This window comes from Microbispora sp. NPDC046973, from assembly GCF_040644495.1.
Lineage (GTDB): Bacteria > Actinomycetota > Actinomycetes > Streptosporangiales > Streptosporangiaceae > Microbispora.
The window spans coordinates 674,608-694,876 of sequence record NZ_JBEYWQ010000001.1; the positions used below are offsets into that span (position 1 = coordinate 674,608).

Consider the following 20,269-nt stretch of genomic DNA (forward strand, 5'->3'; position numbering starts at 1 on the left):
CGTGAGTACCCCTGACTCCCTCTGCTCCCCGCATGGCACGCGATCGAGTTCGAAACCCGGCGCGGACGCGCACGTCTCGCTTACCTGATCACCCCGGAGCCGCAGCCCCTGCCGGAGGTATTACTATCCGGGCGCTGCGGACCGCTACGCCGGCGCTCTGCGCCGTCGCCTTGATCCCTATGAGCGCGATTAGGCAGCACAATCGGTGGTCACAGGCCCGTGACGGTGCTGCGGCGTTCGAGGAGGACGACGTCGCGCCAGCGGTCGTGGTGGCGGCCGACGTGGTGGCGGGTGCCGACGACGCGGAAGCCGGCCTTCTCGTGCAGGCGCAGGCTGGCGGTGTTCTCGGGGAAGACGCCCGACTGGATGGTCCAGATGCCCTCGGTCTCGGTGGACTGGATGAGGGCGTTCAGGAGCGCCAGCCCGATTCCGCGGCCGCCGTGGCCGGGGTGGACGTAGACGGAGTGCTCGACCACCCCGGCGTAGACGCAGCGGGAGGAGACGGCGCTGACCGCGATCCAGCCGACGACCTGTCCGCTGACGGCGTCGACGGCGACGTGCCGGTGGAGCGGCAGCTTCGCGGCGTCGAACGCCTGCCAGGCCGGTGCCGTGGTCTCGAAACTGGCGTTTCCGCCGTCGAGGCCGGCCTGGTAGATCGCGAGGACCTGCGCCGCGTCGGTCTCCCTCATGGGGCGGATGAGGATCCCGGGCGGGGCGTCAGGCTTGGCCGCCTGGACGATCGCCGAGTGCAGGCCACCGGTCGCTGCGTGGGTGCGCGTGATCGTGTACGTGGTGAACCCCGCCTTTGCGAGCAGGGCGCGGTACTCGGGTTCCGTGAGGGTGCCGACCGAGCAGCCGACGAGGTGTTCGGCCTCGGCGCGCTGGGCGGGGTCGAGTCCGTCGTCGGCGATGACGTCGGAGACGCCGAGCCTGCCGCCGGGCTTGAGCACGCGGAATGCCTCGGCGAGCACGCGGGGTTTGTCGGCGGACAGGTTGATCACGCAGTTGGAGATGATGACGTCCACGCTTGCGTCGGGGAGCGGGATGTCTTCGATGTGGCCGTGCAGGAACTCGACGTTGGTCGCTCCGGCTTCGGTGGCGTTGGCTCGGGCGAGTTCGATCATTTCGGGGGTGGCGTCCAGGCCGTACGCCTTGCCGGTCGGGCCGACTCTGCGGGCCGAGAGCAGGACGTCGATGCCGCCGCCCGATCCCAGGTCGAGGACGGTTTCGCCGGGCTGGAGGTCGGCGACGGCGACCGGGTTGCCGCATCCGAGGCTGGCCCGGAGGGCTCCGTCGGGCAGGCCAGTGGTGTCGTCGTAGCCGGACGCGCCGAAGCAGCCGTCGGTGAACTCCTGCGGCTCGCAGTCGATGACCTGCTTGCCTGCCTGGGCGGCTTTGGCCAGTTCGCCGTAGCGGGTGACGACCCCGGCTCTGACTGCTTCCACGTTCTCGGACATGTCTTCTCCGTTCAGCAGGGCGGCGCAGGGTCGGGAACGGGGCGGCCCATGACGACGTCGGCGGCGGTGGGGAAGCACTCCACGCAGGCGTCGTTGATCCGGTACAGGCTGGCCGTCCCGCGATGCTCGACCAGGACGAACCCCACCTCGGCCAGCACCTTCAAGTGCGCGGAGACGGTCGATTGCCCGACCTCGACGGCCTCCACGATCTCCTTGACCGCCATCGGCGTCTGGGCGCGGGCGAGCAGGGTCACGATCTGGATGCGTGTGGCGTCGGCCAGGGCTTTGAACCAACTGGCGTACTCGGCGGCGGTGGCCCGGTCGAGCGGCCTCGTTCCCTCATTCATCGTTCATCGACGATAAACGATGAAATGCCTGTCGCGGAAGACGAAAACCGGCCCGGCGGATGCCGGGCCGGTCTGAGATGACGCCGTTCTAGTGGGCGGGGACGAGTTCGGCGAGCAGGTCGCGGACGCGGCGGTCGATCTCGTCGCGGATCGGGCGGACCTGGTCGATGGGCTTGCCTGCGGGGTCGTCAAGCTGCCAATCGAGGTAGCGCTTGCCCGGGAAGATCGGGCAGGCGTCGCCGCAGCCCATGGTGATGACGACGTCGGCGGCCTGGACGGCCTCGGTCGTCAACGGCTTGGGGAACTCCTTGGACAGGTCGAGACCCAGTTCGTCCATGACCGCGATCACGGCGGGGTTGATGGTGTCGGCGGGAGCCGATCCGGCGGACCGGACCCGTACGCGGCCGGCGGCGTGGTGGTCGAGTAGGGCGGCGGCCATCTGGGAGCGTCCGGCGTTGTGCACGCAGACGAACAGCACCTCGGGGATGTCGGACACGTGGGCTCCTTGACGGTCTCAGCGGCAGGGGTCAGGACGAGTGCGGCACGACGACGTCGTGGTCCCCGTGGTCCCGACGGGCATCGGTTCCGGCCGGGCCGGATGCGGGGTACAGGGCGATGGCGATGATCGCTCCGACGAGGGCGCCGAGCAGCTGGGCGGCGACGAACGCGGGAATGGAGGACGGGGCGATCCCGGCGAAGGTGTCGGAGAAACCCCGGGCGATCGTCACGGCTGGGTTGGCGAAGCTGGTCGAGCTGGTGAACCAGTACGCGGCCCCGATGTAGGCGTCGACGAGTGGCGGGGCCAGATGCGCACGGCCCTGCCGGGCCAGGGCGACGATGAGCGCGACCAGGCCGGCGGTCGCGACGACCTCGCCGAGCCACAGCGACGGGGCCGACCGTATGTGGGTGGAGGCGGTCACGGGCGGCAGGGCGAACATGAGGTTGGCCAGCATCGCCCCGGCAATGCCTCCGGCGACCTGGGCGGGCAGGTAGGCGATCACCTCGCGGGCGGTGAGCCCGCTTCGGTCGCGGCGTCCGAGCAGCCAGTCGACCAGGGAGACGACCGGGTTGAGGTGCGCGCCGGAGATCGGCCCGACCAGGATGATGACGACCGGCAGAGCAGCCGCGGTGGCCGCGCTGTCGGCCAGCAGTTGTACCCCGACGTCCGGCGACAGGCGTACGGCCGTCACGCCCGACCCGATCACCACGGCGACGAGCAGGCCGGTACCCAGGAACTCGGCGAACGCCCGCCGTTCGAGGCCCGTGGTCACGCCGTACCGGCGAGGACGGGCGACGCCGGGCCGATCAGGGCCGACATGCGGGCCAGAACTTCGGGCTTGATCCAGTAGTACACCCACGTGCCCCGGCGCTCGGAGTCGATCAGCCCGGCCTGCTTGAGCACCTTGAGGTGATGGCTGATCGTCGGCGGGGTCAGGTCGAAAGCCGCCGTCAGGTCGCACACGCAGGTCTCGCCGCCCTTGTGGCAGGCGATCAGGGACAGCAGGCGCAGCCGTACGGGGTCGGCGATCGCCTTGAACAACGGGGCCAGCTCGGCGGCCTCGCTCTCCGACAACGGCTCGCACGCCAGCGGCGCGCAGCACGCCGCGCCGGACACGTCCACGCCCGCATCGATGATCGGCAGCTCTTGCTTCGACATGTTTCTAATTTGACAGATATCTATGTACGGGTGCAAGCTGAGCCCAGAGCACTAATTAGATATTCATCGAATCAGGAGCTTGCGATGGCGCCTCGACTTCTCGCTCTGCTTCGCAGGACCACCGGCCGGGCCCACCCGGTGCGTGGCCTCGTGACTTTCAACGAGGCCACGGGTGAGGTCTGCGATGCCGCCTGCCGCAGCAACGCTCGTCTTGAGCAGGTCCGTACTTGTGCTCTCACGGCCGGCTTCGGCCGCCTTTGACCCAGCCCACCCGCCAGACCCGTCTCACATCAGGAGGAACCCATGTCCCGTGTCCAGCTCGCCCTCCGAGTCGCCGACCTCGAAGGCTCCATCGCCTTCTACTCCAAGCTGTTCGGCGTCGAGCCCGCCAAGCGGCGGCCCGGCTACGCCAACTTCGCAATCGCCGAGCCCCCGCTGAAGCTGGTTCTCCTTGAGGGTGAGGAGGGCGAGCCGACGCGGATGGACCACCTCGGCGTGGAGGTCGAGGACACCGCGCAGGTCACCGCCGCGACCGAGCGCCTGAAGGAGGCCGGGCTGGCGACCTTCGAGGAGAACGACACCACCTGCTGTTACGCCCTTCAGGACAAGGTGTGGGTCCACGGTCCCGGAAACGAGCCCTGGGAGGTCTACGTGGTCAAGGCCGACGCCGGCACTCTCACCAAGGAAGCCGACTCCGTATGCTGCACCACCGGCGACGCCGAAAAGGAGACAGTGAGCGCGGGTAAGTCATGCTGCTAGGCAAGACGGGAAGACGCCCGGCGATCGTCACCAGGGTGATCGCCGGGCGTTCCGCATGAACGCCTGGCGCCGGTGGCACTTCGACCCGGCCGTGGAGGCGGCAGTCTGAAGGACGTCACGCCTCATGACCTCCGGGCTGCGCATGCAACCTGAGTGCCTGCAACGACCTTCCCCCAGCCGAGGCCCGGCGCGGTTCATTCTGTACGGCTTGGTGGGTTCCGGCTAGGTTCCGAGCCATGTGGTCGGCGTACAGGCTCGCGCGTCTCGTCGCGATCGTCGTCAGTGTCGGGTTCTCCTACGGGGGGTTCATCGGCATCTTCCGCTCCGACGACCCGGCCGGCGGCAAGGCGCTGGGATGCGGGCTCCTGGTCGGCCTGCTCCTGATGCACCTCTACAACTGCGTACGGATGGTAGACGGGCGGCGCCCGAAGGCGTGGCAGTGGACGCTCGCCCTGCAGGCTGTACTGACCGGTACCGGACTGCTGGTGTTCCCGAGCACGTGGTACGGCAACACCGGCTTCCTCGCCGCCGCCATCCTCCTGCTGATCCGGCCGGCGGGGCTGGCCTGGGCCGGATTCGCCGTCATCGTCCTCGCGCAATATCTCTCGGGACTCGAGGTACGCCCCACGGTCTGGGACGCGGCCTACCTGGCCATCGGCCATACGGCCTTCGTGGGCATCGCGCTCTACGGCGTCGCCCGCTTCGCCGACCTCGTCGGAGACCTGGAGAGGACCAGAACGGCTCTGGCCGACGCCGAGGTCACCCGGGAACGGCTGACGTTCGCCCAGTTGCTCAACGAGCGGGTCGGGACGAGCCTTGAGGAGGTGGTGCGCCACGGTGAGGCGGTCAGGCGGGCGGCCGAGGTGCCCGCCGCCCGCGAACGCTTGGCCGAGAGCCTGGCGACGGCCAGGTCCGCGCTGGCCGACACCCGGTCGGTCGCGCACGCCCATCGCGACGGCGCCCCCGCGGGACGGCGGGTCGCCGACGACCTGACGGCGAGCGTCGTCATGGGGCTCGGCGTGGCCGCGGTGCTGCTGATGCTGCTCACCAACCCGATCAAGTCCGTACTCAAGGCGGACGAGACCAGCGGCGAGGCCGTGCTGTACCTCGGGCTTGTGGCCGTCTTCACGGCGCTGTTCCTGTGGTGCTGCTCGATCGGCGGCGACGACGGGCGGCCGCGTTTCTGGCGGACCGCGCTCGCCGCCGCGTTCGTCGTCGCGCTGGCTCCCGAGCTGGTCTTCGAGCGGTCGTTCTGGTATCTCAGCATCTTCCTGCCCGCGCTCACGCTCATGCTGCTGCGCGGATGGCTGCGCTGGGCGGTGACGATCCCGCTGATCGCGCAGGACTGGCTCACCCTCGCGCTCTGGGATGTCACGCTCCAGGGGCCGACCTTCGTCGACCAGACCTACCAGATCGTCTGGGTCGGCGAGCGCGTCCTCGTCGTCTACGGTTTCGTCCGCATGGGTCGCCTCACGCGCGAACTGCAGCACGCTCGCGCCGAGCTGGCACGGACCGAAATCGCTCGTGAACGCCTGCGGTTCGCCCGGGACCTGCACGACCTGCTCGGGTTCAGCCTCTCGGTGATCGTTCTCAAGAGTGAGCTCGCCTTCCGCCTGCTCGACAAGGATCGGGTGCGCGCGGAACGAGAGCTGGACGACGGTCTGGACGCCGCCCGCCAGGCGCTCGCGGACATCGAGGCCGTAGCGGCGGGTTATCGCAGCATCTGCCTGCCGGACGAGGTCGAGTCGGCCAGAGCCGTACTCAGGACGGCGGGGCTCGCGGTGAACGGAACCGTCGACACCCCGCCGCTCACCGCCGAGCAGAGCAACGTGCTCGCGACCGTACTGCGTGAGGGCGTCACCAACGTCCTGCGGCACAGCGACGGGCGGTGCTGCACGATCGAGGCCGGGGTCACCGGCGGCACGGTGCGGTTACGCCTGCGGAACGACGGCGTCCGGGCGAACGACGTCCCGCCCGGAGCGGGTCTGGACAACCTCAGGCACCGGCTGCACGCCGTGGGCGGGACCTTGACGAGCGAGGCCGTGGACGGCTCCTACGAGCTGACCGCCGAGATCCCGCTCACTCCGCTCGAGCCGGCTCATATCCAGCCCTCGTCGGTCGCGATGCGGATCGCGTCGACGCGGTTGCGCGCGCCGAGGCGCACGATCGCCGACGACAGATAGTTCCGTACGGTGCCACGGCTCAGCGACAACATCCCGGCGATCTCGTCGGCCTCCGCCCCGGTCGCGGCCGCTTTGAGCACCTCGGCCTCGCGCTCTGTGAGCGGGCTCTCGCTTCGCTGGAGCGCGATGAGCGCGAGCTGCGGATCCACGACCTGCTCGCCGGCGCTCACCCGGCGGATCGCGTCGATGACCTCATCGGTGGGCGCGTGTTTGAGCAGGAAACCGGAGACGCCGGAGTTCAGGGCGCGGCGTAAGTAGCCGGGACGGGCGAGCCCGGACAGCACCATGATCCTGCACGAGGGGAGCTGCCGCCGGAGCTGGTCCGCGCCGGTGAGACCGTCGAGCCCGGGCAGGTCGATGTCGAGCAGGGCCACGTCGGGGCGATGCGCGAGCGCCGCGGCGATGATCCGGTCACCACGCTCTACCTGGGCGACGACCTCCAGGTCGTCCTCGAGATCGAGGACCGCGGACAGCGTCTCCCTGAGGATCCGGACATCCTCCGCGATCATGATCCTGATCACTGTGAATCCTTCACACGGCACTCGTGAACGTGGCACTACCGGCCGATTCGACGGCTCGGGAAGCTCTCATTACACACCAAATCCCAACCGTCGCAAGGAGCATCATGAGCAAGATCGTCTCGGTCGTCTACATCTCCATGGACGGCGTCGTGGAAGAGCCGGCCTGGACCGCCCCGTACTGGAGCGACGACCACGGCAAGTTCCAGGCCGGCCAGCTCTCCCAGAGCCGCGCCCTGCTGCTCGGCCGCGTCACCTACGACGGCATGTCCCAGGCCTGGCCCGCGATGGAGAAGGCCGGTGAGGACGTGGGCGTCATGAACAGCATCCCGAAGTACGTGGCCTCGACCACGCTGAAGGAGCCGACGTGGAACGCCACCGTCATCGACGGCGATGTCGCCGAGGCCGTCACCAAGCTCAAGGCCGAGGACGGCAAGGACATCCTCATCTATGGCAGCGGTGACCTGGTCAACTACCTCATCGAGCACGACCTGCTCGACGAGCTCAAGCTCTTCCTCCACCCGGTCGTCGTCGGCAGGGGCAAGCGCCTTTTCGCCGACGGGCTCGACGCCAAGGCGTGGCGCCTGGCCGGCACCCACACCTTCGACTCCGGCGCCATCGTCCTCGACTACCGCCCGGCCGGGCCCGCCGCCTGAACCTGAATGAGAGACGACGATGAAGAAGTCGATTCCCGCGACGTTACTGACCGTGATCGCTCTCGTGCTGAGTGTCGGTAAGTCCGCCGCATCCGCCACCGGCGCCGGCCATTACGCCAACGTCAACGGATTGCGCATGTACTACGAGGTGCACGGCCGCAGCCACGGCGAACCACCGCTCGTCCTGCTCCACGGCGGAATGTCGTCGATCCGCGTCTCCTTCGGACGCCTGCTGCCGGCTCTTGCCAAGGATCGCCAGGTCATCGCCATCGAGCAGCAGGCACACGGGCATACCGCCGACATCGACCGCCCGCTGCGCTACGAGTACATGGCCGACGACACCGTCGAACTGCTCCGCCGGCTCGGCGTCAGGCAGGCGGACTTCTTCGGCTACAGCATGGGCGGTGGCATCGCCTTGAACGTCGCCATCCGCTATCCGGCCCAGGTGCGCAAGCTGGTGGTCGCCTCAACCGTCTTCGACGCCTCCGGCCTGCCGCCCGGGTATCTCGACCAGATCGAGCAACTCCGCCCCGAGAACTTCCAGGACACCGTCTGGCTCAAGGATTACCTGCAGACCGCGCCGCGCCCGCAGGACTTCCCCACCCTGGTCGAAAAGATCAAGGACATCAACCGGCACGCCCCCGGCTATCCGCCCTCGGCCATCCGCGGGATGCGCGCGCCGACCCTGATCGCGATCGGCGACACCGACCTCCCCAGCATCGAACACGCCGCGGAGATGTTCCGCCTCCGCGGCGGCGGCCTCCCCGGCGACGGAGCCGGTGGCCCGGCCGCCTCCGAACTCGCCGTCCTCCCCGGCACCACCCACGTCGGCATGGAGAACAACGCCGAACTGCTGCTCCCCGCCGTTTCCGCCTTCCTCGAACGGCCATAGGGGAGCGCGGCCGGCGCAGGTGCGCGGTGAGCGTGCGGCTCACCGCGCACCTGCTCAGGTGCCTGTAGTGCGATGAGCGAACGACGAGGACCGCCGGGGCCGTCATCTTCCCGGGCCGCGCTCGGCAGGAGCCACATCAGTCGCATGATCCCGTTCCAGGGCGAGGCGGGAGTGTGATGCGGGCGGCCAGGTCGGTCAGGCGGGCCGATGCCCAGACGTTCTCGCCCGCGGTCTCGCGTGCCGCCGCCACCCGGTCCGCCGCGTCCGGAAGACCGGCGCGTACGGCGAGCTCCGCTCCCGCCGCCCGCGCGTACGCGGCCGACCAGCCTGTGGGCGAACCCGCGAACGCTCGGGCCACCAGCTCCGCGGCGCCCTCCACCGTCGCCGTCCCCGTCTCCGCCGCGGCCAGCGCGGCGGCGAACGCGGCGAACACCATCGGCTCACTGGAGGGATCGGCACCGGGCCCCAGCGCGAGTTCCGCCCGCTCCCGCCACAGCAGGAACGCCTCCCGATCCGCGCGCAGGCCGTGGGCCAGCGCGACCGCCGACGCGGCCGGAGACAGCCAGGCCGCGATCGGCGCACCAGAGCCTCGCCACGCCCGCCACATCGGTTCGGCCAGTTCCAGCGCCTCCTCGCATCGTCCGAGCAGCACCAGCGGCGGGATCAGCTTGCCCGCCGGCCGGTACGGGTGCGCGCCCAGCAACTCGTCACCCGCGATCCGCTCGGCCACCCCCAGCGCGCCCTCGACGTCACCCACCGCGAAGGCGCACAGCCACGTGTGATGAAACGCGTCGAGGATCTCCGCCGCGCAGGCAGGATCGCTGCGGTTCATCCCGTCGATGAGCCGCAGCCGTTCACGTGCGATCGCGTACGCCCGCCGGAACCGCCCCGCCCGCATCGCCAGCGAAGCCGGCGCGTCCAGCGCGGCACTGACGAGCACCGGATCGCCTGTGGCACGGGCCGCCACCACCGCGGCCCCGGCCAGAGACGGGTCGGGAAACGCCTGCGGCGACGGCGGACACCAGGTAAGCGCCACAGCCACATGCGCCGCCACAATGTGATCCGGCACGGCCGGCTTCCCGCCGTCGCCGGGCGTCGTCCCGGCGTCTCCTGCGACCGCCGTCCCAGGCCGCGCCGCTGCCACGGCCTCCTCCAGCAGCTGACGCAGCGCAGGCTCGGCCACCGGTTGGGCGAAGCCCGACAGGAACCGGCGGGCCGTCACCACCGCCTGAGCCAGGGCGATCGCCCTGGCTGTCCTGTCGCCCGCCACCCGGGCCCGCTCCGCCGACTCCACCAGCAACTCGAAGGCCCCGCTCGCGAGTCCCGCCCCGAACACCGCCTGCGCGGCACACCGCAGGTCGGCGGCGGCGTCCGAGGCGTCCATCGCGCGCCGAGCCGCCTCACGGAAGTGCGCCACCGACTCCCGCATGAGCCGCCGCGCGTATGCCAGCCGCCCGAGCGAGCGCGCCAGCTCGTGTGCCGCGGCGCCGGGCCCCGGCGGCGCGTGCCGCAACGCCGACCGCAGGTCGGCGCCGACAGCGTCGAACCTCTCCTGCCACTGCGGGGTCCGCTTCCCCGCCCGCCCCCACGCCATGTCGGCTGACGGGCCGCACGCCGTCTCGGTCACGAGGGGCCGTAGCGTCTCGTCGGCCAGGGACCTGGCCGTGCCGGCCGCCCACCGCAGGTGCAACTCCCGCACCCGCTCCAGCTCACCCGCCGCCGCCAGCCGTTCCAGCGCATACGCCCGGACCGTCGCCAGCAGCCGCCACTCGCTGTCCGAGCCGCCGTCGCGTACCACCAGGCTCTTGTCCACGAGCCGGCCCAGCACGTCCGCCACCTCCCCTCGAGAGGCGTACGGGGCCGTCCGGCAGACCGCGTCCAGGTCGAAGGCGCCGGCGAACACCCCCAGCCTCGGGAACAGCGCCCGCTCGTCGTCCCCGAGCAGGTTGTGGCTCCACCCGAGCACCGCCCGCAGCGACCGGTGCCGCTCGTCGGCGTGCCGGCTGCCCGCCAGCAGCCGCAGCGAGTCCTCCAGCGCAGCCAGCACCCCGTGCGCCCCCAGAGACGCGCACCGGGCGGCGGCCAGCTCGATGGCCAGCGGCATGCCGTCGAGGCGTGCGCAGATCTCCGCCACCAGCACCGGGTCGGCGGCGAACGCGTGGTCCACCGCCCTGGCCCGGTCCACGAACAGGGCCTCCGCTTCCGAGGCCAGCGGGAGCGGCGAGATCGGCACCACGTGCTCGCCGGGGATGCCGAGCCGTTCCCGGCTGGTGGCCAGCACCGTGACGCCGGGGCACGACGACAGCACCCGGTCGGCCAGGGCCGCCGCGCCGTCCAGGACGTGCTCGCAGTTGTCCAGCACGAGCAGCCGCCGCCCGCCGTCCAGCGCGTGTGCGACGGCGTCGGCCAGCGAGCGGCCCGGCGACTCGCCCACCCCGAGCGCTCGTGCCGCCGCCCCGGCCACCTCGCCGTCGCGCACCGGAACGAGGTCCACGAACGCCCCGCCGAGCGGGAAGTCGGGTGCGGCCGCCTCCGCCACCACGGCCGCCAGCCGGGTCTTGCCGACCCCGCCCGGCCCGGTGATCGTCACCAGTGCGCCCGGCCGCAGCAACGCCGGCAGCGTGTCCCGCTCGTGCGCCCGCCCGGTGAACCCCGTTCGCCAGGACGGCATCGCGGCCATGGGCGCCCGCGCCCGACCGGCGAACGCCGCCAGCGCCCGCCGGTCGGCGGCGTCGTGCTTGCGCAGCAGCGAGGAGACGTGGTTTTCGACGGTCCGCACCGAGATGCTCAGGCGCCGGGCGATCTGGGCGTTGGTCAGGTGCTCGCCGAGCAGCGCCAGCACCTCGGCCTCACGCGGCGACACCCTTTCCGGACTCACCCGATCTATATCACCATCACCCCTACATCCTCCGAAACCCATCTGAGTGCTGGATAGGTGGTCAGCACGGATGCCCCGCTCCGCCGCCCTCGTGACACTGGCTCCACGAGCCCACGACCGGAGGAGACGACTGCTGATGACCGGCGGCATATTGAACGACGCCTACGAGCGCTTCCACCGCACCGGCCCGGAATGGGGCGAGGACCAGCTCACCAACCACGGTCCCATGGCCGTCGAGGTCCTCGTCCGGCGCGGCCGGGCGGACCTGGTCGACCGCTGGACGAGCGGCTACCTGCGCCGCCTCGACGACCTGCCCTCGCCCACCGGCACGATCACCGACGCGAACTGGGCCGAAGCCCTGGGCGACGGACGCCGCGTCGGCGACTGGACCGTCTACTTCTCCCGCGCCCTCAGGGAACGGCCGTGGCGGGAGGTGCTGGCCGTCTGGTGGGAGCGGCTCCTCCCCGGCATCGTCGCCGGCACCACACACGGCGTCATCCGCGTCGGCCATGTCGTGCGGGCGCTGCTCGCGGGCGCGCAGACCCCGCACACGCTCGGCGAGCTCGCCCACGGCCTGGCCTTCTGGGCCGCCAGGTCGCGCCCATATCCGGCCGCGGCCGCGCCGGCCGGGAGGCTCGACGCGGGGGCCGCGCTGGATGGCGTCCCCCGTGTCCCCGACCAGAGCGGCAACGTCGCCAACCGCTTCGGTCAGCTCCCCGGCATGCCCGGCTGGGCGGCGGCGGTCGCGGGCCTCGCGCCCGCCGCCGTCCCCGACGAGGTGCCCGCCCGCCTGGCCGACCTGGTCGCCGCCGCGACGCTGCGCTACCTCTCCCACGGCCACGCTCACCCCGTGCTGCTGGTGCACACCGCAACGGCGCCGAACGCCGTGTTGCACACGCTGCCCGCGCTCCCCCGGGAGCTGTGGTCGCCCAGCCTGACCGCCATCTGGACCACCACCGCGGCCCTCTACGCCGCCTACGCCCCGAAGGAGGCCGCTCCGCGCTCCGCACTGCCGGAGCCGCCGCAGGCCGCAGACGGGGCAGCGGAGGTTCTCGACCGGGCCGTCGCGCACGCCGACGAGCACGTCATCAAGTTCACCGACACCGCCGCCGAGGTCTACACCCGCACCGGGAATCCGGACGCGCTGGCCGCCGCCCTGCGCGCCGGAGCGCTCATCGACTCGCCGATGTCCTGAGATGTATCGGCTGGTCGACCAGCGCTGCGGCACGACCGGAAGAGGAGCGGCGGTCAGTAGGCGGTCAGGTCGACGGCGATGCGGCGCTGTGGGTAGTGAGCGGCTTGTGCCAGATCATGATCTCGGTCGCGGGAAGGCGCTCCGCGAAGCGGTCGCCGGGTGACGTCTGCCGCAGCATCGCGCGCAGGTCCCGTTCGAAGTCCTCCAGCCTGTCGCCGAACAGGTGAGGGGCGGAGTCGGATCGGGAGAACACCCACGCCACGATGTCGTCCGCGGTGCGATCGGCCACCGCTCCGGCCTCCACGACGTGTCGTTCGAAGTTCTCGAACCCGGCCCGGGCCAGGACGAGGTCCTCGCGATCCGGCGTGCCGTTGACGAGCGTTCCCTGTCCCGCGCGGCGCACCGGGCCCAGATACCGGCGCACCAGGTCGCTGATCTGCGCGTACGGGGGAGCGGGCAGCGGCAGTGGCGCCGGTTCTGCGGGGGGATTCTTGGCGTCGGCCACGTGGACGAACGCGCCTCCCGGCTCCAGCATCTCCAGCACGGTCGCAGCGACACGATCCCGATCGGTCCAGTGGAAGGACTGGGCGAACACCACGACCCGGAACGTGCCCAGACCGGCCGGGAGGTCCTCCGCGCGGGCCGCCGCCCACCGCGTGTTGGTCACACCCCGGCGCTTGGCCTGTCGCTCGGCCTCGGCCAGCATGTCCACATCCGGGTCGACGCCGACCGCCTCGGTGAAGAAGCGCGCCAGAGGGAGGATCACGGTGCCCGGTCCGCAGCCGACGTCGAGGAGCCGGCCCCGGCCGTCCAGACCGAGTGCCGCGGCCAGAGTTTCGGCGAGTCCCGGAGCATACGGCAGTCGGCCGCGCTCGTAATAGGCTGCGCACCCCTGAAACAGGGTGCTGTCCCACTGCCATCCGTCAGGCATGCCAATCCCTCCACGAGTGGTGACGTCGTCGGCGGATCCGAGCTCATCGGCGGCGTCGCGGTCATGCGATCGGACAAGACGCTTTTCGCCGCACAAGCCGGTGTGTTCACGTTCCCTGAAAGGCAGAAACGACAAGTGTCTCATGGAGCCGGACGCCGCAGGCGGTGAACACCTGCGCCGAGTATCCGGTGCGGCTCCTACGGCCGACAGTCAGCCGGAACTTCCCGCGGCGCTTCCCTTTCGGAGAGGTCGGCGGGACGGCGAGCCTTCCTCATTCCCGCGAGCGCGCCGAGGAGGGACGGCAGTGCGCCGACCGCGAAGGACGCGGCCAGGGTGAGTTGTCCTACGAGCAGTCCCATGGAAGCCGAGCCCACGGCGTTTCCGGTGTTGAACGCCGCATTGACCCACGCGCCGGCCTGTGTCTTCGAGTCGGGGGCCGCGACCTTGTCCGCCAGCATGTAGGCGGTGAGGGCCGGAGCGACGAACAGCCCTGCGACGCCGACCAGCACGGACAACGCGACATCTCGCTGAGATCGACGAGCAGGTGGCCGGGACGGCAACGCTGATGACGATGCCCAACCTGACCTACGGTTGTGCCCCCACCGCCTTTGTCGAGGCCGTCGTCGTGGCCGCCGCGCACCGTCGCAGAGGCGTGGCCACCGCGATCATGCGTCGGCTCCTCGACGACGCTCGATCTGCCGGATGCAACAAGGTCCGGCTGCTGTCTCACAAGCGCCACGCCGCCGACGGTGCTCATCGCCTCTACACCTCGCTGGGGTTCGAGCCGGAGGCGGAGGGATTTCGGCTCTATCTCCGGGAGGTTCCCGCCGCCGTTCAGGCCGCCAGGCCGACACAGCGCTGATGCCGCTCCCGGCGGCGCCCCGCGCCGTGTCCTCGCCTCGGGCATCGTGACGACGCTCGGCATGGAGGACGGGCGCTACCACGTCCGCGACGCGGAACCCCACGAGGCCGCCCGGGTGCTCTGCTCCGAGAAGACCTGGCCGAATCGACCTCAGTGGTGGGCGTGACCCAACGGCTCGATCTCGTCGGGGTCGGGCACGGCCAGCAGGAACTCTGCGCCGTGTTCGAGCATCTGGGCGGTTTCGGCCGAGCGCGGGAGCATCGTCTTCTCGTAGCCGCGTACGGCGTCGTCGATGGTGGAGGAGCGGACGAGCGCGAGCGCGAGTTCGCAGGCGTCGAGCATGGCGAGGTTGACGCCGACGCCCAACGGCGGCATGAGGTGTGCGGCGTCTCCGAGGAGCGTCACGCTGGGCGAGTGCTCCCACGTGTGCGGAACCGGCAGGGCGAAGAGCGGACGGTCGACGTAGGCGCCGTCGTTGTCCGTGATCATCCGGAGCAGCCGTGGCGACCAGGCCGCGTACTCACGGAGCAGGTGCGCACGGATGCCCTCGGTGTCCTCGGCGCGAAGCCCGTTCGCCGCGATCCAGTCCAGGGGGACGCGCCGCATGATGTAGACCCGCATGTGGCCGCCGCTGTTGCGCTGTGCGAAGAGGCCACGCTCCCCGTCGGCGGCGTGGGCGCTGCCTTTCCCGACCAGTTCGGCGAGCTCGGGGTGCGCGTCGTCCATGTCGTCGAACCACGCCTCGAGGAAACCGACCCCGACATAGCGCGGTGTCGCGGGCGACACGGCGGCGCGGACGCGGGAGAAGGCGCCGTCCGCGCCGATCACGAGATCCGCCTCGACGGCCGTCCCGTCGGTGAACGTCAGCGTTCGCGGCCCGTCGGCCGGCCCGCTCACCGACTCGAGGGTCCGTCCCCACTGGACCGTCCCCGGGGCGAGTGAGCGCAGCAGGAGATCGCGAAGCTGCCCGCGGTCGATCTCGGGGCTGACCGTCTCGCCCTCGTCCGGCACGTGGTGGGCAAGGACACGTCCCGCTGGGTCGATTCGGCGCATTTCCTGCCCCTCGACCCTCGCGAGCGCGAAGAACTCCTCCAGCAGACCCGCCTCATGGAGTGCGAGCTGGCCGTCTTCCTCGTGCAGGTCGAGCGAGCCTCCCTGGTCGCGGGAGTCCGCATCCGGATCCCGGTCGTACACAGTCACCGGAACGCCGTGCCGCTGCAGGATGCGTGCGCATGTGAGGCCTCCCGGGCCGGCGCCGATGATGCCGATCCGCGCGTTCGCGGGCGTCGGAGATTCCACGGTGGATTCCTTTCGTCGGCGGGGTTCCCGGTGCCGCTACGCGCGGCGACGACCGGCGCCGCGCCCCCTCGGGACGGCGACTCCCGCGAAGTCCACCAAAGCAGAAACGAGTACAAAACTGCAACCGTTACAGTTTCGGTCTCAGTTCACCTATGGAGTACAGTGACGTCATGCCCGACTCTCCGGCCGTTGGCCGTCGCGAGCGCAAGAAGGCCGCGACGAGGCAGGCCATCGCCGACGCCGCCCTGGAGCTCTTCCTGGAGCACGGCTTCGAACGGGTGAGCGTCCGCGACGTCGCCGAAAGGGCTGACGTGTCGACGACGACCCTCTTCGCGCACTTCCCGGGCAAGGAGGCGCTGGTCTTCGACCGCGAGGAGGAAGTGGAGGCGGCGCTGACCGCCGCCGTCCGCGAACGGCCCGAGGGCCGGAGTGTGATCGAGGCGCTCCGCGCCCACGCGCTGGAGTCCTGGGTGCGGGTCGTGTCGGATCCTCGTCTGGACCAGCTCCACGCGCTGGTGGACCGGACGCCCGCGCTCCGCGAGTACGCGGAGCGTATGTGGATGCGGCATGCGGCCGCCCTCGGCGTCGTGATCGCGGAGGAACTCGGGCGGGAGGAGGATGATCTCGAATGTACGGCTCTCGCGCGGTTCGTCCTGGAGATCCCGACTCTGGTGCAGGGCCGGCATGATCCGCGTGCGGCTGTGGAGACGGTGTTCGACCTGCTGATCGACGGATGGCGTGCGCGGCTTGATTCCGAACCGGCACATTGACGTTCTAACGAACAAGGAAAGCCGCGTCGATCGGCGTTTGTGGCGCCGGTGAACGGAAAGCAGCCCCCCGGAAGAATTGTCCGCAGGGCATTCTCGAACTCAATTAGTTTCGGGAAATGTCTTGATTCGGACAGTGGCACGTTTCGTGGGGGAGAAAATGCCCAAGTGTCCTAATGTTGTCGGGTTCCTTATGCTCGGCACCGCGCTGTCCGGTGGGGCCGTCCCCTTGGGCACTCCCGCCGTCGCCGCGTCCGCCGAAGGCGCGGTCGTGACGGGCCTCGACGTCGATCACCCGGTCGGACGCGATCACGCCCGAGGTCACGGCCGCCGTGGCGCCGGGCATCGCGACGGGCGGCGGCAGTCGGAGCGCGAGCGGCAGCGGCAACGGCAGAACCTGCTCCGCGACGTCACGCTCGCCCTCACCCCGATGCAGAAGGGCGAGACGGATTCGCGGGCTCTGCCGTACAACTGGCAGAAAACGGACGCGACTGCGAACTCCTTCAGCGATCAGAACAACCTGTCGGACATCACGAACCGGCCCGTCCAGAAAACGGACTCATCGGCCACCGGCGACACGAGCGATTCCACGCAGAAATCCGACCCGCCGGGCACGTCATCGGCGCCGCCGGACGATTCCACCAGTGCGGAGATGCTGGCCTACCTGCGGGATCTGGCCGCGAAGAAGCAGTTCACCGGCTCGGCGCTGGTCGTACGGCGTGGGCGGGTGCTGGCGCGTTTCGCCGCGGGCGAGGCGGACGAGAACAAGCACATCCCCAACCGGCCGGACACCGTCTACCGGGTCATGTCGATCACCAAGCAGTTCACCTCGATGCTCGTGCTGAAGCTGCAAGACCGCGGGCTGCTCAAGCTGGACGACCGGATCTGCCCGTATCTCGTCCCGGCGTACATCAAGGCCTGCCCGGCGGCGTGGCGTCCCATCACGATCCGCGAGACGCTCACCCACACCTCCGGCATCCCCAACATCGAGACACTGCCCAGCTATCTCGCCAACGTGACGCGACCGACCACGCCCCGGAAACTCATCCAGCAGTTCGTGAACCTGCCACTGGACTTCACGCCCGGCACCAGTTGGAAGTACACCAACTCCGGCTACGTCCTGGCCGGCGCGATCATCCAGGCGGTGACGCACAAGCCGTACGGCACCGTACTCCGCGACGAGATCACCGGCCCGCTGCACCTCGAGCACACCGGCTACAGCAGGAATTATCCGCCCGCCGGGTACGCGAAGGGCTACTTCACACTCGGGTCACCGGCCCCGCTCCTGAACGGCTCCGAGCTGTTCTCCGCGACCGGCCTCTACTCCACCGTCGACGACCTCGCTCGCTGGGACCGGGCGTTCGGCTCGTACACGGTCGCGCCACCCGCGACCGTCAAGCTGGCGTTCACGCCGCAGGCGAAGTGTCCCCCCACCGGCTGCCTCAACCTGCCGTCGAGCGCGTACGCCTTCGGCTGGCTCGTCGACCGGCTCCACGGACACCGGCTCCGGTATCACCCGGGTCTTTTCATGGGCTACACGGCGAGCAACATGTACCTGCCCGACGACGACATCCAGGTCGTCGTGCTCAGCAACGTGCAGGACACCGACACCGCCGGCATCGCCCGCCACCTCGCCACCCTCGCTCTCGGCCGGTGAGGACTCACAGAGGGGTGGATGCGGTGGTCTCGGGCACGAAGGCGATGCCGTCGAAGTGCTCGGCGAGCACCGTGGGCATGTAGCCGAGCTTGTAGGTGAACCGCCTCGCCACCGCCCCCCCGTAACCGCGCATGTGAAGGGGCTCGCCGAGCCACCGCGTCACGGCCTCCGGCCGTGGGCCGCTCCGCAGGTCGATCACGTGATCGCCCGGGTGAGCGGTGGCCAGGCGAGCCTCAACGATCGTCGGTCTCCGGACGAGTGGGACGCGGAAGGTGACCGGAGGCCTGGCCGGGTCCACCCTGCCGAATCGTCGCCGGTGGGCCCGGAACCGGCCCGACCCGAAGAGCACGCCGAGTGCGTAGTACGTCTCGCCATGGCGCTGCCTGAGATGCATGCCCATCGCGGGCACCGACCCGCCGCTGTGGCCGCCCTTCATGACGTGGCCGTTGTGCGCCCAGAGGGCGACCTTGGCGTCCGGGTCGTCCAGGAGCAGGTCCACGTTGTCGGCGAGGTAGCGGTCACGGGCGACGCTCACGGTCTGTGCGGGGTCCGAGTGCCGGAACGGCCGGCTCGCGAGGTCGGCGCTCTGGCGCACGATCCGCGCATGCGCAAGCGCCTCATCCGAAAGGGAGACGCCGGCCAGGAAGTCCTCGACGCGGCGGGCGTCGGCTTCGATCCGCCGGTCGAGCGGTGGGCCGACGCCCAGGCGCTTTCCGGCGAGGGGAGCGAGGGGGTCGAGCAGGCCCGCCGCGTCATCGCCGAGGCAGGTACCCAGGGCGTCCAGCGATGCCGCCGGATGCTGCGGGTCGATGCCCACGAACCTCACCTTCCGCGAGGCGGTGCGGTTGTGGTCGCGCAGCCACTCGACGACCGCCAGCATCTCCGCCGTGTGCAACGTCCAGAAGCCCAGCCCGGCGAGCGCCTCGACCGGATCGCCGGAGCCGCCCTGCACGTAGTCGTCCACGGCTCGGGACGCCGATGCGCTGGCCTCCACCGCGAGCGTCGTGAACCCCAGTTCCTCGACCAGGAACTCCAGCAACCGGTGCCTGATCAAGAAGAACTCCCGGCTGCCATGTGTGGCCTCGCCGAGCCCCACCACCCGCACACCGTCCAGTGCGACGCGTAACGGTGCCAGGTCAGCGGTTCCGGCGGCCGGTTCCAGGCCGTTCAGTGGTATCGCTCGCGCCTTGAGCCACTTCGCCACCTCGTCCTCGTTCATCGTGCCGGGCACGGTGCTCCTCATGGTCGGCTGCACGAGGGTCAGAGACCCACGACGGTGCTGCGGCGTTCGAGGAGGACGACGTCGCGCCAGCGACCGTGGTGGCGGCCGACGTGATGGCGGGTGCCGACGACGCGGAAGCCGGCCTTCTCGTGCAGGCGCAGGCTGGCGGTGTTCTCGGGGAAGACGCCCGACTGGATGGTCCAGATGCCCTCGGTCTCGGTGGACTGGATGAGGGCGTTCAGGAGCGCCAGCCCGATTCCGCGGCCGCCGTGGCCGGGGTGGACGTAGACGGAGTGCTCGACCACCCCGGCGTAGACGCAGCGGGAGGAGACGGCGCTGACCGCGATCCAGCCGACGACCTGTCCGCTGACGGCGTCGACGGCGACGTGCCGGTGGAGCGGCAGCTTCGCGGCGTCGAACGCCTGCCAGGCCGGTGCCGTGGTCTCGAAACTGGCGTTTCCGCCGTCGAGGCCGGCCTGGTAGATCGCGAGGACCTGCGCCGCGTCGGTCTCCCGCATGGGGCGGACGAGGATCGCTCCCACCTCGGCAAGCTCGGACATGTGTCCTCCAATCAGCGTCACGCCGTCTCGGCGAGGGCCCTCGACGCGGGCATGAGCAGGGCCGACATGCGGGCCAGTACGGCCGGGGCGATCCGGTAGTAGACCCAGGTGCCCCGGCGCTCGGACTCGATGAGCCCGGCCTGTCTGAGCACCTTCAGGTGATGGCTGATCGTCGGCGGGGTGAGGTCGAAGGCCGCCGTCAGGTCGCACACGCACGTCTCACCGTCCTCGTGAGAGGCGATCAGCGACAGCAGGCGCAGCCGTACGGGATCGGCGACCGCCTTGAACAGCGGAGCGAGCTCGGCGGCCTCGCTTTCGGACAGCGGTTCGCAGGCCAGCGGCGCGCAACAGGCATCGATGATCTGCAGCTCTTGCTTCGACACAGTTCTAATTTGACGTCCATCTAGGCAGACGCGCAAACTGCGGGCA

21 protein-coding genes are annotated in these 20,269 nt (G+C 70.3%); 8 read left to right on the forward strand and 13 right to left on the reverse strand.

Features of this window, described 5'->3' with window-relative positions; all coding sequences use genetic code 11:
• Window positions 1-209 precede the first annotated feature (209 nt).
• The 5 genes from arsM to ABZ860_RS03325 all read right to left on the reverse strand — a co-directional run bounded on the left by arsM (window position 210) and on the right by ABZ860_RS03325 (window position 3,461).
• The gene (arsM, locus tag ABZ860_RS03305) at window positions 210-1,457 is read right to left on the reverse strand and encodes an arsenite methyltransferase (RefSeq protein ID WP_357214322.1); all 1,248 of its coding nucleotides are present in this window, start codon (window positions 1,455-1,457) and stop codon (window positions 210-212) included.
• Between the two features lie 11 nt (window positions 1,458-1,468).
• Complete coding sequence (locus ABZ860_RS03310; protein WP_357214325.1) at window positions 1,469-1,804, reverse strand: metalloregulator ArsR/SmtB family transcription factor; 336 nt, start codon at window positions 1,802-1,804, stop codon at window positions 1,469-1,471.
• 88 nt (window positions 1,805-1,892) lie between these two features.
• Entirely contained in the window at window positions 1,893-2,300 is a 408-nt protein-coding gene (locus ABZ860_RS03315; protein ID WP_319018787.1) for an arsenate reductase ArsC, read from the reverse strand.
• Between the two features lie 31 nt (window positions 2,301-2,331).
• On the reverse strand, window positions 2,332-3,075 hold the full coding sequence (locus tag ABZ860_RS03320; protein WP_357214329.1) for an MIP/aquaporin family protein: 744 nt from the start codon (window positions 3,073-3,075) through the stop codon (window positions 2,332-2,334).
• A complete protein-coding gene (locus ABZ860_RS03325; protein ID WP_357214332.1) occupies window positions 3,072-3,461 on the reverse strand; it encodes a metalloregulator ArsR/SmtB family transcription factor in 390 nt (129 codons plus the stop codon). The genes ABZ860_RS03320 and ABZ860_RS03325 overlap by 4 nt, the downstream gene beginning before the upstream one ends.
• Window positions 3,462-3,764: 303 nt before the next feature.
• Here ABZ860_RS03325 and ABZ860_RS03330 point away from each other — a divergent pair, with 303 nt between their 5' ends.
• Together ABZ860_RS03330 and ABZ860_RS03335 are read left to right on the forward strand one after the other, a co-directional pair.
• The gene (locus tag ABZ860_RS03330) at window positions 3,765-4,220 is read left to right on the forward strand and encodes an ArsI/CadI family heavy metal resistance metalloenzyme (protein ID WP_357214335.1); all 456 of its coding nucleotides are present in this window, start codon (window positions 3,765-3,767) and stop codon (window positions 4,218-4,220) included.
• A gap of 236 nt (window positions 4,221-4,456) precedes the next feature.
• On the forward strand, window positions 4,457-6,403 hold the full coding sequence (locus ABZ860_RS03335) for a histidine kinase (protein ID WP_357214337.1): 1,947 nt from the start codon (window positions 4,457-4,459) through the stop codon (window positions 6,401-6,403).
• On the opposite strand, the gene ABZ860_RS03340 is transcribed toward ABZ860_RS03335, so the two are convergent.
• Window positions 6,319-6,924, reverse strand: coding sequence for a response regulator transcription factor (locus tag ABZ860_RS03340; protein WP_357214340.1), 606 nt, complete (start codon window positions 6,922-6,924; stop codon window positions 6,319-6,321). The two genes, ABZ860_RS03335 and ABZ860_RS03340, sit on opposite strands and share 85 nt — an antisense overlap.
• Before the next feature lie 104 nt (window positions 6,925-7,028).
• On the opposite strand from ABZ860_RS03340, the gene ABZ860_RS03345 reads away from it, so the two are divergent.
• Window positions 7,029-7,577 carry a dihydrofolate reductase family protein gene (locus ABZ860_RS03345; protein WP_357214342.1) on the forward strand — a complete coding sequence of 183 codons (549 nt, stop codon included), beginning with the start codon at window positions 7,029-7,031 and terminating at the stop codon, window positions 7,575-7,577.
• A 19-nt stretch (window positions 7,578-7,596) separates the two neighbouring features.
• A complete protein-coding gene (locus ABZ860_RS03350; protein ID WP_357214345.1) occupies window positions 7,597-8,469 on the forward strand; it encodes an alpha/beta hydrolase in 873 nt (290 codons plus the stop codon).
• 136 nt (window positions 8,470-8,605) lie between these two features.
• Here ABZ860_RS03350 and ABZ860_RS03355 read toward each other — a convergent pair whose 3' ends face one another.
• Window positions 8,606-11,347 carry a LuxR C-terminal-related transcriptional regulator gene (locus tag ABZ860_RS03355; protein WP_357214347.1) on the reverse strand — a complete coding sequence of 914 codons (2,742 nt, stop codon included), beginning with the start codon at window positions 11,345-11,347 and terminating at the stop codon, window positions 8,606-8,608.
• A gap of 136 nt (window positions 11,348-11,483) precedes the next feature.
• On the opposite strand from ABZ860_RS03355, the gene ABZ860_RS03360 reads away from it, so the two are divergent.
• A complete protein-coding gene (locus tag ABZ860_RS03360) occupies window positions 11,484-12,542 on the forward strand; it encodes a hypothetical protein (protein WP_357214349.1) in 1,059 nt (352 codons plus the stop codon).
• A 64-nt stretch (window positions 12,543-12,606) separates the two neighbouring features.
• Here ABZ860_RS03360 and ABZ860_RS03365 read toward each other — a convergent pair whose 3' ends face one another.
• Complete coding sequence (locus ABZ860_RS03365; RefSeq protein WP_357214351.1) at window positions 12,607-13,473, reverse strand: class I SAM-dependent methyltransferase; 867 nt, start codon at window positions 13,471-13,473, stop codon at window positions 12,607-12,609.
• A gap of 197 nt (window positions 13,474-13,670) precedes the next feature.
• Window positions 13,671-13,988 carry a hypothetical protein gene (locus tag ABZ860_RS03370; RefSeq protein WP_357214353.1) on the reverse strand — a complete coding sequence of 106 codons (318 nt, stop codon included), beginning with the start codon at window positions 13,986-13,988 and terminating at the stop codon, window positions 13,671-13,673.
• On the opposite strand from ABZ860_RS03370, the gene ABZ860_RS03375 reads away from it, so the two are divergent.
• Window positions 13,964-14,335, forward strand: a complete 372-nt coding sequence (locus tag ABZ860_RS03375; protein WP_357214742.1) for a GNAT family N-acetyltransferase — start codon at window positions 13,964-13,966, stop codon at window positions 14,333-14,335. The two genes, ABZ860_RS03370 and ABZ860_RS03375, sit on opposite strands and share 25 nt — an antisense overlap.
• A gap of 150 nt (window positions 14,336-14,485) precedes the next feature.
• On the opposite strand, the gene ABZ860_RS03380 is transcribed toward ABZ860_RS03375, so the two are convergent.
• On the reverse strand, window positions 14,486-15,634 hold the full coding sequence (locus ABZ860_RS03380) for an NAD(P)/FAD-dependent oxidoreductase (RefSeq protein WP_357214355.1): 1,149 nt from the start codon (window positions 15,632-15,634) through the stop codon (window positions 14,486-14,488).
• Window positions 15,635-15,804: 170 nt separating this feature from the next.
• Here ABZ860_RS03380 and ABZ860_RS03385 point away from each other — a divergent pair, with 170 nt between their 5' ends.
• Entirely contained in the window at window positions 15,805-16,404 is a 600-nt protein-coding gene (locus tag ABZ860_RS03385) for a helix-turn-helix domain-containing protein (RefSeq protein ID WP_357214358.1), read from the forward strand.
• Window positions 16,405-16,594: 190 nt separating this feature from the next.
• Window positions 16,595-18,058: a serine hydrolase domain-containing protein gene (locus tag ABZ860_RS03390; protein ID WP_357214361.1), complete on the forward strand. Its 1,464-nt coding sequence runs from the start codon at window positions 16,595-16,597 to the stop codon at window positions 18,056-18,058.
• Between the two features lie 4 nt (window positions 18,059-18,062).
• Here the strand turns inward: ABZ860_RS03390 and ABZ860_RS03395 are convergent, their stop codons facing one another.
• From ABZ860_RS03395 to ABZ860_RS03405, 3 genes are read right to left on the reverse strand one after another with little or no spacing between them, the layout of a single operon-like run.
• Window positions 18,063-19,301: an erythromycin esterase family protein gene (locus tag ABZ860_RS03395; protein ID WP_357214364.1), complete on the reverse strand. Its 1,239-nt coding sequence runs from the start codon at window positions 19,299-19,301 to the stop codon at window positions 18,063-18,065.
• A gap of 17 nt (window positions 19,302-19,318) precedes the next feature.
• The gene (locus tag ABZ860_RS03400; protein ID WP_357214366.1) at window positions 19,319-19,840 is read right to left on the reverse strand and encodes an N-acetyltransferase family protein; all 522 of its coding nucleotides are present in this window, start codon (window positions 19,838-19,840) and stop codon (window positions 19,319-19,321) included.
• 17 nt (window positions 19,841-19,857) lie between these two features.
• Entirely contained in the window at window positions 19,858-20,223 is a 366-nt protein-coding gene (locus ABZ860_RS03405; protein ID WP_357214369.1) for a metalloregulator ArsR/SmtB family transcription factor, read from the reverse strand.
• Between the last annotated feature and the right edge of the window lie 46 nt (window positions 20,224-20,269).